Raw genomic sequence first — 12,427 nt, forward strand, 5'->3', positions numbered from 1 at the left:
TCTTTGATGAATCAATGAAGGCAGGAGTCGGTAAATGAGCTATCAGCACCAGTACGTCGACGGTACGCGCATCCACTTCCCGATCGGGAAAGTCGTGTGCATTGGCCGCAATTACGCCGAACACGCCAAGGAACTGGACAATCCGGTACCTACCGAACCGTTGCTGTTCATCAAGCCGGGCAGTTGCGTGGTCGAGCTGGAGGGCGGTTTCGCCATTCCGACCGAGCGTGGTTCGGTGCATTACGAAGCGGAAATCGCCGTGTTGATCGGCAAGCCATTGTCGACCAAACCGAGCCGTGAAGAAGTGCTCGACGCCATCTCCGGTTTCGCCCCGGCGCTGGACCTGACCCTGCGCGACAAGCAGGCCGAGCTGAAAGCCAAGGGTCTGCCGTGGGAAATCGCCAAGTCGTTCGATGGGGCGGCAGTGATTGCTCCCTTCGTGGTCGGCAGTACCTTTGCTGATCTGACTGACATCGGTATTCGCCTGACTATCAATGGTGAAGTGCGTCAGGACGGCAACAGCAGCGCGATGCTTAACCCGATCGTGCCGATGATCCAGCACATGGCCGGCTGCTTCTCGCTGCAGGCCGGTGACGTGATCCTCACTGGCACTCCGGTGGGTGTTGGCCCGCTGAACGTTGGCGACGACATCGTCCTCGAACTGGTCGGCGCGAGCAGCTTCACCAGCAGCGTGCGCTAACCGCCACACTGCAAATCCTCTGTGGGAGCGAGCTTGCTCGCGAAAGCATTTTTTCAGTCAACAAAGATGTCGACTGACACTCTGCCTTCGCGAGCAAGCTCGCTCCCACATTGTTTTGTGGTGCCCTGCAGATCGCTGGCAGCACACGGCAATCCCGCCATTTGCCGTTTTTTTCACATCCTGTACGGATAATTCCTCTCATTCTGGCGTCTGAGCCGGCCTCTTTGTGCTATTACCCTTAGCCTGAATTTTCGGAACGCGTCCCTCGATGTCATCTCAAACTCAGCTCAAACCTGTTCGCCGTTCACGTTTCGCCCTGCGTTGGTATGTCTGGCTCTTGCTGGTGATTGCCGCCGCATACGCCTTGGCGTTTGCCATGCACTGGGATGATCGCGGTGTGCTGTGGGTGCAGGAGCGCTTCGAGAGCCAGGCTGAGCAGAAAGAAAGCATCTGGCTGCCGGACTATCGGGTGGTGATCGACGCCAAGCCGCTGAAGGGTATGGAAAAGGACGAAGCCTCGGATCTGTCGTACAACCCGCAGACCAAAACGCTGTTCTCAGTGATGGGCAAAAACCCGTTTCTCGCCGAGCTGACTCTACAGGGTGATGTGCTGCGCAAGATGCCGTTGGTGGGCTGGAGTAACCCGGAAGGCCTGACCGTCATGGAAAACGGCTTGATGGCGATTGTCGATGAGCGCCAGCACATGCTGTCGATCGTCAAGGTCGACGCCGACACCCGCGAATTGAACATCGCCGACTTCCCCAAATACGATCTCGGCCCGTCGAAAGACCAGAACAAGGCCTTCGAAGCCATTACCTGGGATTCCCACAACCAGCAATTACTGCTCGGTGAGGAGCGGCCACCGGCGCTGTTCACCTGGAAGAGCGACGGCAGCCAGACCCTCAAGGGCGACAAGCAAAAGCTCGCCAGTGATGAGCTGGATATTCGCAATCTCTCGGCACTGGCGATCGATCCCCGCACGCGTCACACCCTGGTGCTCTCTGCCGATTCACATCTGCTGCTGGAGCTGGACGAGAAGGGTGAGCAAGTCAGCTTCATGACCCTGCTTGGCGGCTTCAACGGTTTGAAGAACACCATCCCCCGCGCCGAAGGCGTGACCATGGACGAGGCAGGTACGCTGTACATGGTCAGCGAGCCCAACCTGTTCTATCGCTTCGAAAAACAGCAATAACTGTCCTGGCGGCAATTTCAGACAAGTCTGATTGTCCTGACAGGCAAGTGGCCATTAAGCTTCAGTTCAGACGGGCGTGATATTTCATCCGCCTGTTTTGATCCCGAGCCCGCCCGAATGCGTCGACTTGCCCGTCCCAAACCGCTGATGATCATCCTATCGGTGATTGCCCTGATCGCATTGATCGCGCTTGGCCAATACATGCGTCTGTTCGAGCGCGCCTGGTTCAACCTGCACACCCTGTGGCAACCGCAGAGTAGCAAGTCGATCGGGCTGGATCAGTATCGCGTGGAGATCGAGGCGCGGGTCATCGAAGGGCTGGACGACGATGTTTCAGCGCTGACCTTCGATCCGGTGCGCAAAAGCCTGTTCACCGTGACCAACAAGAATTCCGAACTGGTGGAACTGTCGCTCGAAGGCAAGATCCTGCGGCGCATCGCCCTGATTGGTTTTGGCGATCCGGAAGCGGTCGAGTACATCAGCGCCGACACCTACGTGATCACTGACGAGCGTCAGCAGCGGCTGATCAAGATTCACCTGGAAGCAGACACCACATTCCTCGACGCAGCGGATGCCGAACAGATGACCCTCGGCGTGCATATGGCCAGCAACAAGGGCTTCGAAGGCCTGGCGTACGACTCGGTGGGCAAGCGCCTGTTCGTTGCGAAAGAGCGCAATCCGATGCTGATCTACGAAGTGCACGGTTTTCCGCATTTCAATCCGGAGAAGTCCTACGCGGTGCACGTGATCAACGATCCCAAGCGCGATGCCGGGATGTTTGTGCGCGATCTGTCGAGCCTGCAATACGACGAGCGCAGCGGGCATTTATTGGCGCTGTCGGATGAGTCGCGATTGATTCTGGAGCTGGATGTGGACGGGCGGCCGTTGAGCACGATGTCCATCAGTGGTGGCCGGCAGGGTTTGAAGAAAACCGTGCCGCAGGCCGAAGGCATTGCGATGGATGATGACGGGACGTTGTATCTGGTGAGTGAGCCGAATCTGTTCTACGTCTTCAAAAAGCCTGCACAACCCTGACCAACACCCCAAAACCATGTGGGAGCGAGCCTGCTCGCGAAGGCGTCGTGTCAGCCAATGAAGATGTTGGCTGAACTGGCGCATTCGCGAGCAAGCTCGCTCCCACAGGTTTATTCGTCTGCCCATAAAGGGTGGACAGTCTGGGATTATTCAGCCTTGAGGGTTTTCACACCTTCGCTAGTACCCAGCAGCAGCAGATCCGCCGGACGCGCCGCGAACAAACCGTTGGTGACCACGCCAACAATCGCATTGATCTGCGCTTCCAGTTCCACCGGGTTGGTGATCTGCAGGTTGAACACATCGAGGATGATGTTGCCGTTGTCGGTCAGCACGCCTTCGCGGTACACCGGGTCGCCGCCCAGTTTCACCAACTGACGCGCAACGTGGCTGCGGGCCATCGGGATCACTTCGACTGGCAGCGGGAACTCGCCCAGCACCGGCACCAGTTTGCTGGCGTCGGCGATGCAGATGAAGGTCTTGGCCACGGCCGCAACGATCTTCTCGCGGGTCAGTGCAGCACCGCCGCCCTTGATCAGGTTCAGGTGCGCGTCGCTTTCATCGGCGCCATCAACGTAGAACTCCAGGTCGCTGACGGTGTTCAGCTCATACACTGGAATCCCGTGGCCCTTGAGGCGCGCGGCAGTGGCTTCGGAACTGGCGACGGCGCCATCGAACGCACCCTTGTGCTGGGCCAGTGCATCGATGAAGCAGTTGGCGGTGGAGCCGGTGCCGACCCCGACGATGCTCTTGTCGTCGAGTTTCGGAAGGATGAAGTCGACGGCGGCCTGAGCCACTGCCTGTTTGAGTTGATCCTGGGTCATGCGGGCTCCGGAAGCGGGCAAGGTGAGAACGGAAAGGCCGGCATTATAGCCGCAAGCGCGGCTAAAACCTCTGGATTCGTGTGGTCGTGCGGGCAAAAGCCGGGTTAGACTCCTCGGTCCCGCTCAACCGCTCAGTGATGCTTTCCGATGCTCGAACAGTACGTCAAAAAGATCCTCACCTCGCGCGTTTATGACGTTGCCGTAGAAACCCCGCTGCAGAACGCTCGTCAGCTCTCCGAGCGGCTGGGCAACGACATTTGGCTCAAGCGTGAAGACTTGCAGCCAGTGTTCTCGTTCAAGATTCGCGGCGCCTACAACAAACTGACGCAACTGAGCGATGAAGAGCGCGCCCGTGGCGTGGTCACCGCGTCGGCGGGCAACCATGCGCAAGGTCTGGCCCTGGCGGCGAAAGTGCTGGGCGTCAAAGCCACCATCGTCATGCCCAAGACCACCCCCGAGATCAAGGTCGAAGGCGTGCGTTCGCGCGGCGGCAAAGTGGTGCTGCACGGTGATTCGTTCCCGGAGGCGTTGGCCTACTCGCTGAAACTGGTCGACGAAAAAGGCTATGTCTACATTCACCCGTATGACGATCCGCACACCATTGCCGGGCAGGGCACCGTAGCCATGGAAATCCTGCGCCAGCACCCGCAACCGCTGGACGCGATTTTCGTTCCGGTCGGTGGTGGCGGTCTGATCGCGGGTATCGCCGCGTACGTCAAATACCTGCGTCCGGACATCAAAGTCATCGGCGTCGAGCCGGACGACTCCAACTGCCTGCAAGCGGCAATGGCCGCCGGCGAGCGCGTGGTGTTGCCGACCGTGGGCATCTTTGCCGACGGCGTGGCGGTGGCGCAGATCGGTCAACACACCTTCGACATCTGCAAAGACTATGTCGATGAAGTGATCACCGTCAGCACTGACGAGATCTGTGCAGCAATCAAGGATATCTACGACGATACCCGCTCGATCACCGAACCTGCCGGCGCATTGGGCGTGGCCGGGATCAAGAAATACGTCGAGTTGCGCGGCGTCAGTGGCCAGACATTCGTCGCCATCGACTCCGGCGCCAACGTCAATTTTGACCGCTTGCGCCACGTCGCCGAGCGCGCCGAGCTGGGTGAAGGCCGCGAAGCAATCATCGCCGTGACCATCCCCGAGAAGGCCGGTAGCTTCAAGGCGTTCTGCGAGGCCGTCGGCAAGCGCCAGATCACCGAATTCAACTACCGCTACAACACTGGCAGCGAAGCGCACATCTTTGTCGGCGTGCAGACCCACCCGGAAAACGACCCGCGCAGCGCATTGCTGGCGAGCCTGACCGAGCAGGGTTTTCCGGTCATCGACCTGACCGACAACGAACTGGCCAAACTGCACATCCGCCACATGGTCGGCGGGCATGCGGCGCACGTGATTGATGAAGTGGTGTTCCGCTTCGAATTCCCGGAGCGTCCGGGCGCGCTGTTCAACTTCCTTAATAAGCTGGGCGGGCGCTGGAACATCTCGATGTTCCACTACCGCAACCACGGCGCCGCTGATGGCCGTGTGGTCGCGGGCCTGCAAGTGCCGCACGACGAGCGTCATCTAGTGCCGGCGGCGCTTGAAGAAATCGGATACCCGTACTGGGATGAAAGCGAGAACCCAGCCTATCAGCTGTTTCTTGGCTGAGCGGCTACGCTGATGGGCATGGCCCAAGGAAGAGAAATTCATGGAAACCCTGACCACCCTGAAAGTCCTTCACGTCGCGGCGACCGTGGTCATACTCGCGAGCGGGCTGGGGCTCGCCGCTCTGACCTGGCGTAATCGCAGCGAAGGGCCGGCCAGCACGATGCAGCGTCCCTGGCTGTTTATCTGGTGTTTGATGCTGATCGGTATGCTGAGCATGCCTTTCACCGGTTGGTGGTTGGTACACCTGATCGGCTGGCCACTGGGGCAGTTGTGGATTCTGGGGTCCAGCGTGATTTATGCCGTGGCCACGTTGAGTGCGGTGTGGTTGTTGGTGCGGCTTAATCGGCTGTGGACAACGGGGGTTGGCAACTGGAAATTCAATCTGGCCTTGGCGATTGTCAGCGGCGTTGGGTTTCTCGCCATTGCGGCTTTGATGGGTGCCAAGCCTGTTTAAGGCTTGAGACCGAGTCGACCCCATTCGCGAGCAAGCTCGCTCCCACAGGGGATTTGTGCACGACACAGATCCAATGTGGGAGCGAGCTTGCTCGCGAAGGCGTAATCAGCCGCGCAGAGAAATCACCGGCCAGCCACGCTTCTCGGCTTCAGCCCGCAGATTCGGATCCGGATCAACAGCCACCGGATTCGCCACCTGCTCCAGCAACGGCAAATCATTCATCGAATCGCTATAGAAATAACTGTCGTCCAGCGAGTAACCAGTCTCTTCCAGCCAGCGATTCAGGCGCGTCACCTTGCCTTCACGGAAGCACGGAATATCAGTGCTGCGCCCGCTATAACGGCCATCGAGCATTTCACACTCGGTCGCGATCAGCGTCTCAACGCCAAGACGCACAGCAATCGGCGCCGTGACGAAGCGGTTGGTCGCAGTGATGATCACCAGTTTGTCGCCGGCATCGCGGTGCTTTTTCAGCAGTTCCAGCGCTTGCGGCAGCACGATCGGCTCGATGCAATCGCGCATGTAATCGCTGTGCCATTGATCGAGCACGGCCATTTCGGTGCGGCCGAGGATCTCCAGGCAGAAGTTCAGGTACGCGGCGTTATCCAGTTTGCCGGCCAGGTAATCCTGATAGAACTCGTCGTTGCGCGCTTTGTACGCAATCGGGTCGAGGAAGCCGCGTTCACACAGATAGTCGCCCCAGGCGTGATCGCTGTCGCCGCCCAGAAGGGTGTTGTCCAAATCGAAGAGTGCCAGGCGCATTGCAGTTACCCGCTGATAAGTCTGTAAAAAGGCGACAAGAATACGGTCTTTTCACAAGAGTGCACATAAGGTAGGAAGCTTCGTTGCCGCCTTATCAACCTTTGTGGAACAATGCGGCGACATGCGTTTGCGAGGTTGTTGCCGTGATCGACCCCGATGGTTTCCGCCCCAATGTCGGGATCATTCTGACGAATGACGCCGGCCAGGTGCTATGGGCTCGCCGTATCAATCAAGATGCCTGGCAGTTTCCGCAAGGGGGAATCAACCCTGAAGAGACGCCGGAAGACGCCTTGTACCGCGAGCTGAACGAAGAAGTTGGCCTGGAACGTGAAGATGTTGAAATACTGGCCTGTACTCGGGGCTGGTTGCGCTATCGTTTGCCGCAACGTCTGGTGCGTACGCACAGCCAACCGCTGTGCATCGGCCAGAAACAGAAATGGTTTCTCCTGCGCCTGATCTCCAACGAGCAGCGGGTGCGGATGGATTTGACCGGTAAACCGGAGTTCGATGGCTGGCGCTGGGTCAGCTATTGGTATCCGTTGGGCCAGGTGGTGACATTCAAGCGCGAGGTGTATCGCCGCGCCCTCAAAGAGCTTGCCCCGCGCCTTTTAGCGCGCGACTGACGACGGAGTTCGACCCCGAGCCATGCTCAATACGCTGCGCAAGATCGTCCAGGAAGTTAACTCCGCCAAGGATCTCAAGGCGGCGTTGGGGATTATTGTGTTGCGCGTCAAAGAGGCCATGGGCAGCCAGGTCTGCTCGGTCTACCTGCTTGATCCCGAGACCAACCGCTTCGTCCTGATGGCCACCGAGGGCTTGAACAAGCGCTCGATCGGCAAGGTCAGCATGGCACCCAACGAAGGTCTGGTCGGTCTGGTCGGCACGCGTGAAGAACCCCTGAACCTCGAAAACGCTGCGGATCACCCGCGTTACCGCTACTTCGCCGAAACCGGTGAAGAGCGTTACGCCTCGTTCCTCGGTGCACCGATCATTCACCACCGCCGCGTCGTCGGCGTGTTGGTCATCCAGCAAAAAGAACGCCGCCAGTTCGACGAAGGTGAAGAAGCCTTCCTCGTGACCATGAGCGCGCAGCTCGCCGGGGTTATCGCCCACGCCGAGGCCACCGGGTCGATCCGGGGTCTGGGCCGTCAGGGCAAAGGCATTCAGGAAGCCAAGTTCGTCGGCGTGCCGGGTTCGCCGGGTGCGGCGGTCGGTACGGCGGTGGTCATGCTGCCGCCGGCCGATCTCGACGTGGTGCCGGACAAACACATCACTGACATCAACGCGGAACTGGCGCTGTTCAAGACCGCCATCGAAGGCGTGCGCGCCGACATGCGCGCGTTGTCCGCCAAGCTGGCGACGCAGCTGCGCCCGGAAGAGCGCGCGCTGTTCGATGTTTACCTGATGATGCTCGACGATGCCTCGCTGGGCAGCGAAATCACCACCGTGATCAAGACCGGCCAGTGGGCCCAGGGCGCGCTGCGTCAGGTGGTCACCGAGCACGTCAACCGTTTCGAACTGATGGACGACGCCTACCTGCGTGAGCGTGCGTCGGACGTCAAAGACCTCGGTCGCCGCCTGCTCGCCTATTTGCAGGAAGAGCGCCAGCAGAACCTGGTCTACCCGGAAAAAACCATTCTGGTCAGCGAAGAACTGACGCCGGCGATGCTCGGCGAGGTGCCGGAAGGCACGCTGGTCGGTCTGGTCTCGGTACTCGGTTCGGGTAACTCGCACGTCGCGATCCTCGCCCGAGCGATGGGTATTCCGACGGTGATGGGTCTGGTCGACCTGCCGTACGCCAAGGTTGACGGCATCGAAATGATCGTCGACGGCACCCGCGGCGAGGTTTACACCAACCCGAGCGAAGTGCTGCGCAAACAGTTCGCCGAAGTCGTCGAAGAAGAGAAACAACTGGCGCTGGGCCTCGACACCCTGCGCGACCTGCCGTGCGTGACCCTCGACGGTCACCGCATGCCGCTGTGGGTCAACACCGGTCTGCTCGCCGACGTGGCGCGGGCGCAGAAGCGTGGCGCCGAAGGTGTTGGTCTGTACCGCACCGAAGTGCCGTTCATGATCAACCAGCGCTTCCCGAGCGAGAAGGAGCAACTGGCGATCTACCGCGAGCAGCTCGCCGCGTTCCACCCACAACCGGTGACCATGCGCAGCCTCGACATCGGTGGTGACAAGTCGCTGTCGTACTTCCCGATCAAGGAAGACAACCCGTTCCTCGGCTGGCGCGGCATTCGCGTCACCCTCGACCACCCGGAAATCTTCCTGGTGCAGACCCGCGCGATGCTCAAGGCCAGCGAAGGCCTGAACAATCTGCGGATTCTGCTGCCGATGATCTCCGGCACCCACGAACTCGAAGAAGCCCTGCACCTGATTCACCGGGCCTGGGGCGAAGTGCGCGACGAAGGCACCGACGTGCCGATGCCGCCGATTGGCGTAATGATCGAGATTCCGGCAGCGGTGTATCAGACCAAGGAGCTGGCGCGGATGGTCGACTTCCTGTCGGTCGGTTCCAACGACTTGACCCAGTATTTGCTGGCCGTCGACCGCAACAACCCGCGTGTGGCTGATCTCTACGACTACCTGCACCCGGCGGTGCTGCAAGCGCTGCAAACCGTGGTGCGCGACGCTCACGCGGAAGGCAAACCGGTAAGTATCTGCGGCGAGATGGCCGGTGATCCGGCAGCAGCAGTGCTGTTGATGGCGATGGGTTTTGACAGCCTGTCGATGAACGCCACCAACTTGCCGAAGGTGAAGTGGATGTTGCGTCAGGTCAATCTGAGCAAGGCCAAGGAATTGTTGGCCGAGTTGATGACCATTGATAACCCGCAAGTTATCCACAGCTCGTTGCAATTGGCGCTGAAGAACCTTGGGTTGTCGAAGATGAATCCGCCGGCGGTTGTCAAGGCCCTCTGAATCAAAAGCCCCTCACCCTAGCCCTCTCCCGGAGGGAGAGGGGACTGATTGGGGGATGCTGCCGAGTTACGCCGACCTGAAAGTGCTTTGCTGAATCCATAATCGACTCACGCCGATTTGAAGGTGCTTTGCTGAATCCATAATCGATTCACACCGATTTGAAGGTGATTTGCCGAGTCCATAATCGATTCGCACGGACTTGAAGGTGCGTGCTGAATCCATAGTCGATTCGGTCTTTCAGGTCGATGTATGGCCCAAGACACCTCGGTCGGCCCCCTCTCCCTCTGGGAGAGGGCTGGGGTGAGGGTTTGCTCTTAAGCTGTTATCTCCACCTCGCCCAAATGCCCGCCATACGGCCCAAAACTCCGCTCAACCATCTGCCGCGCCCCATCCGCCTGCACAACCAACGCCGTACTCGCCCGCGTCCCATAACTCTGACTGGCAATAAACACACTCGACAACAAAGTCTCAGTCGCCAACCCCACCCCCGTATCCGGCAGCTCAGCCGACGGCGCAACCTGCGCATCACTCAACAACCCCAACAACCGCGCAGGCTGCGGATTATCCAGCACTGCACTCAACGCAGCCTTGGCCTTGAGCAACTTCGGCCACGGCGTATCCAGTCCGGCATTCGACAACCCATAGACGCCTGATTCCAGCATCACCGGCTCCGACAGCCGCGCATTGAAATGCCACAGCTCATGACTGTTGCCGAGCAGCAGATTAAACCCGGCATATTCCGCCGAACGCCCGACCACATCGCTCAAATAATCATCAATCGACGCATCGCCCGTGAGAAACCGCGCCACCAACTCGCCCCGCGACTTGCGTGCCGGCGGCTGCTGCGGATCGCGAATATTGGTCAGCGCGGCAAAGCGCCCGTTGGCGCCGATCCCCAGCCAGGTGCCGCCGGCCTCAAGATCACGCCCCGCGTGCACATGTGGCGCCTCCGGCCATTGCGCCAAGGGCAGGCTCGGCCGGGCGTAAAACTCGTCACGGTTGGCCGCGACGATCAGCGGCTGGGCATGACCCGGGCGCCAGGCGAAAACAATCAGGCACATAAGGTGGTCCTTGTGTGATTTTTGTCCACTGTACGCATCCGGCGTCCGTGCATCCATCGCCAGTTCCGCCTGAGGGGGTGCATCCGTTACCATGCCGCTCCGGTTTTGCGGATGCGGTCTGGGGAGACGGCCATGGAATTTCTGCTCTATCTGGCGCTGGGCGCCTGTGCGGGCGTGCTGGCCGGGCTGTTTGGCGTTGGCGGCGGGATCATTATCGTGCCGGTGCTGGTGTTCAGTTTCACCCTGCAAGGCTTTGATCAGTCGATCCTCACCCACCTGGCGGTCGGGACATCGCTGGCGACGATCATCTTCACCTCGGTCAACGCCGTACGTGAGCATCATCGACGCGGCGCGGTGCGCTGGCCGATCTTCATGTGGATGGCCGTCGGCATTCTGCTCGGCGCGGGTTTCGGTGCCCTGACTGCAGAAGCGATCTCCGGCCCGCACCTGCAAAAGATCATCGGCGTGTTCGCCTTGATCATCTCGGTGCAACTGGCGCTGGATATCAAACCCAAGGCCAGCCGAACGGTGCCGGGTAAGCTCGGTCTGACTGTGGCCGGCAGTGTGATCGGCTGGGCCTCGGCGATTTTTGGCGTCGGTGGCGGCTCGCTGACCGTGCCGTTTCTGACCTGGCGCAGTGTGCCGATGCAGCAAGCGGTGGCGACTTCTTCGGCCTGCGGGCTGCCAATCGCGCTGGTCAGTGCATTAAGTTTCATGATTCTGGGGTGGCACGATCCGTTGTTGCCACCGCATAGTCTCGGTTTTGTGTATTTGCCGGCGTTGTTGGGCATCGCCCTGACCAGCATGGTTTTCGCCCGCATCGGCGCGCGTTTGGCGCATCGGTTGTCGCCGCGCTTGCTGAAACGGCTGTTCGCCGCTTTGCTGTTCAGCGTGGGTGTGAGCTTCCTGCTTTAACCGTCGCAATCCTGGCTTAATCCTGAGGTGGCAGCGTCGCCCGGGAATTCTGGTTTCAACTCTAACGAGGAGTCGCAATGCTGCCTTACCCGCAGATCGACCCGGTGGCCCTGGCCATCGGTCCGCTGAAAATCCACTGGTACGGTCTGATGTACCTGATCGGCATCGGCGGTGCGTGGCTGCTGGCGTCGCGCCGGCTCAACCGTTTCGACCCGACCTGGACCAAGGAGAAACTCTCCGACATGGTCTTCTGGATGTCGATGGGCGTGATCGTCGGCGGACGTCTGGGTTACGTGCTGTTCTACGATCTGAGCGCTTATCTGGCCAACCCGACGCTGATTTTCGAAGTGTGGAAGGGCGGCATGTCGTTCCACGGCGGCTTTATCGGTGTGATGTTGGCCGCGTTGTGGTTCGGCAAGCGCAACGGCAAGTCGTTTTTCCAGCTGATGGACTTCGTCGCGCCGATGGTGCCGATCGGCCTGGGCGCCGGGCGCATCGGTAACTTCATCAACGCCGAGTTGTGGGGCAAAGCCACCGACGTGCCGTGGGCGATGGTGTTCCCGCCGTTCAGCGATCCGGCGCAACTGCCGCGTCACCCGTCGCAGCTGTATCAGTTCGCGCTGGAAGGCGTGGCGCTGTTCCTGATCCTGTGGATTTTCTCGCGCAAACCGCGCCCGACGATGGCCGTGTCGGGCATGTTTGCGCTGTTCTACGGCATCTTCCGGTTCATCGTCGAATTCGTTCGCGTGCCGGATGCGCAGCTCGGCTACTTGGCCTGGAACTGGCTGACCATGGGGCAGGTGCTCTGTGTGCCGATGATCATCGGCGGGCTGTTCCTGATCTGGCTGGCCTATCGTCGCGCACCGGCAGCACCGCTCGCGCCGACGGCTTAAACTACGA

The 12,427-nt window shown here is 60.0% G+C and carries 12 protein-coding genes; 9 read left to right on the top strand and 3 right to left on the bottom strand.

Annotation, left to right across the window (positions count from 1 at the left end; translation table 11 throughout):
• Positions 1 to 34 precede the first annotated feature (34 nt).
• From L8H52_RS15590 to L8H52_RS15600, 3 genes are all read left to right on the top strand, one after another.
• On the top strand, positions 35 to 700 hold the full coding sequence (locus L8H52_RS15590) for a fumarylacetoacetate hydrolase family protein (RefSeq protein WP_008085293.1): 666 nt from the start codon (positions 35 to 37) through the stop codon (positions 698 to 700).
• Positions 701 to 968: 268 nt separating this feature from the next.
• Complete coding sequence (locus L8H52_RS15595) at positions 969 to 1,892, top strand: SdiA-regulated domain-containing protein (protein ID WP_242207750.1); 924 nt, start codon at positions 969 to 971, stop codon at positions 1,890 to 1,892.
• A gap of 117 nt (positions 1,893 to 2,009) precedes the next feature.
• Positions 2,010 to 2,927 (top strand): SdiA-regulated domain-containing protein, encoded by a 918-nt coding sequence (locus L8H52_RS15600; protein WP_242207751.1) that lies wholly within the window; start codon positions 2,010 to 2,012, stop codon positions 2,925 to 2,927.
• A gap of 146 nt (positions 2,928 to 3,073) precedes the next feature.
• Here L8H52_RS15600 and rpiA read toward each other — a convergent pair whose 3' ends face one another.
• Complete coding sequence (gene rpiA, locus L8H52_RS15605) at positions 3,074 to 3,748, bottom strand: ribose-5-phosphate isomerase RpiA (RefSeq protein WP_007913886.1); 675 nt, start codon at positions 3,746 to 3,748, stop codon at positions 3,074 to 3,076.
• A 147-nt stretch (positions 3,749 to 3,895) separates the two neighbouring features.
• Here rpiA and ilvA point away from each other — a divergent pair, with 147 nt between their 5' ends.
• Together ilvA and L8H52_RS15615 are read left to right on the top strand one after the other, a co-directional pair.
• A complete protein-coding gene (gene ilvA / locus L8H52_RS15610; RefSeq protein ID WP_116028438.1) occupies positions 3,896 to 5,410 on the top strand; it encodes a threonine ammonia-lyase, biosynthetic in 1,515 nt (504 codons plus the stop codon).
• Positions 5,411 to 5,450: 40 nt separating this feature from the next.
• Positions 5,451 to 5,864 carry a DUF2269 family protein gene (locus L8H52_RS15615; RefSeq protein WP_242207752.1) on the top strand — a complete coding sequence of 138 codons (414 nt, stop codon included), beginning with the start codon at positions 5,451 to 5,453 and terminating at the stop codon, positions 5,862 to 5,864.
• A 105-nt stretch (positions 5,865 to 5,969) separates the two neighbouring features.
• Here L8H52_RS15615 and L8H52_RS15620 read toward each other — a convergent pair whose 3' ends face one another.
• Positions 5,970 to 6,626 carry an HAD family hydrolase gene (locus tag L8H52_RS15620; protein WP_242207753.1) on the bottom strand — a complete coding sequence of 219 codons (657 nt, stop codon included), beginning with the start codon at positions 6,624 to 6,626 and terminating at the stop codon, positions 5,970 to 5,972.
• 143 nt (positions 6,627 to 6,769) lie between these two features.
• On the opposite strand from L8H52_RS15620, the gene L8H52_RS15625 reads away from it, so the two are divergent.
• Together L8H52_RS15625 and ptsP are read left to right on the top strand one after the other, a co-directional pair.
• Positions 6,770 to 7,249: an RNA pyrophosphohydrolase gene (locus L8H52_RS15625; protein WP_003229203.1), complete on the top strand. Its 480-nt coding sequence runs from the start codon at positions 6,770 to 6,772 to the stop codon at positions 7,247 to 7,249.
• A 22-nt stretch (positions 7,250 to 7,271) separates the two neighbouring features.
• Entirely contained in the window at positions 7,272 to 9,551 is a 2,280-nt protein-coding gene (gene ptsP, locus L8H52_RS15630) for a phosphoenolpyruvate--protein phosphotransferase (protein ID WP_242207754.1), read from the top strand.
• 314 nt (positions 9,552 to 9,865) lie between these two features.
• Here ptsP and L8H52_RS15635 read toward each other — a convergent pair whose 3' ends face one another.
• The gene (locus L8H52_RS15635) at positions 9,866 to 10,612 is read right to left on the bottom strand and encodes an NRDE family protein (protein WP_242207755.1); all 747 of its coding nucleotides are present in this window, start codon (positions 10,610 to 10,612) and stop codon (positions 9,866 to 9,868) included.
• Positions 10,613 to 10,744: 132 nt separating this feature from the next.
• Here L8H52_RS15635 and L8H52_RS15640 point away from each other — a divergent pair, with 132 nt between their 5' ends.
• Positions 10,745 to 11,527, top strand: coding sequence for a sulfite exporter TauE/SafE family protein (locus tag L8H52_RS15640; protein WP_122604460.1), 783 nt, complete (start codon positions 10,745 to 10,747; stop codon positions 11,525 to 11,527).
• A 77-nt stretch (positions 11,528 to 11,604) separates the two neighbouring features.
• Positions 11,605 to 12,420: a prolipoprotein diacylglyceryl transferase gene (gene lgt, locus L8H52_RS15645; RefSeq protein ID WP_201236402.1), complete on the top strand. Its 816-nt coding sequence runs from the start codon at positions 11,605 to 11,607 to the stop codon at positions 12,418 to 12,420.
• Positions 12,421 to 12,427: the final 7 nt, after the last annotated feature.

The sequence above is a fragment of the Pseudomonas sp. CROZ-RG-20F-R04-15 genome (assembly GCF_022662375.1).
GTDB lineage: Bacteria > Pseudomonadota > Gammaproteobacteria > Pseudomonadales > Pseudomonadaceae > Aquipseudomonas.

Coding starts and splice junctions, on each gene's coding strand:
- L8H52_RS15590 (WP_008085293.1), top strand. CDS start 35: ATGAGCTATCAGCACCAGTACGTCGACGGTACGCGCATCCACTTCCCG.
- L8H52_RS15595 (WP_242207750.1), top strand. CDS start 969: ATGTCATCTCAAACTCAGCTCAAACCTGTTCGCCGTTCACGTTTCGCC.
- L8H52_RS15600 (WP_242207751.1), top strand. CDS start 2,010: ATGCGTCGACTTGCCCGTCCCAAACCGCTGATGATCATCCTATCGGTG.
- rpiA (WP_007913886.1), bottom strand. CDS start 3,748: ATGACCCAGGATCAACTCAAACAGGCAGTGGCTCAGGCCGCCGTCGAC.
- ilvA (WP_116028438.1), top strand. CDS start 3,896: ATGCTCGAACAGTACGTCAAAAAGATCCTCACCTCGCGCGTTTATGAC.
- L8H52_RS15615 (WP_242207752.1), top strand. CDS start 5,451: ATGGAAACCCTGACCACCCTGAAAGTCCTTCACGTCGCGGCGACCGTG.
- L8H52_RS15620 (WP_242207753.1), bottom strand. CDS start 6,626: ATGCGCCTGGCACTCTTCGATTTGGACAACACCCTTCTGGGCGGCGAC.
- ptsP (WP_242207754.1), top strand. CDS start 7,272: ATGCTCAATACGCTGCGCAAGATCGTCCAGGAAGTTAACTCCGCCAAG.
- L8H52_RS15635 (WP_242207755.1), bottom strand. CDS start 10,612: ATGTGCCTGATTGTTTTCGCCTGGCGCCCGGGTCATGCCCAGCCGCTG.
- L8H52_RS15640 (WP_122604460.1), top strand. CDS start 10,745: ATGGAATTTCTGCTCTATCTGGCGCTGGGCGCCTGTGCGGGCGTGCTG.
- lgt (WP_201236402.1), top strand. CDS start 11,605: ATGCTGCCTTACCCGCAGATCGACCCGGTGGCCCTGGCCATCGGTCCG.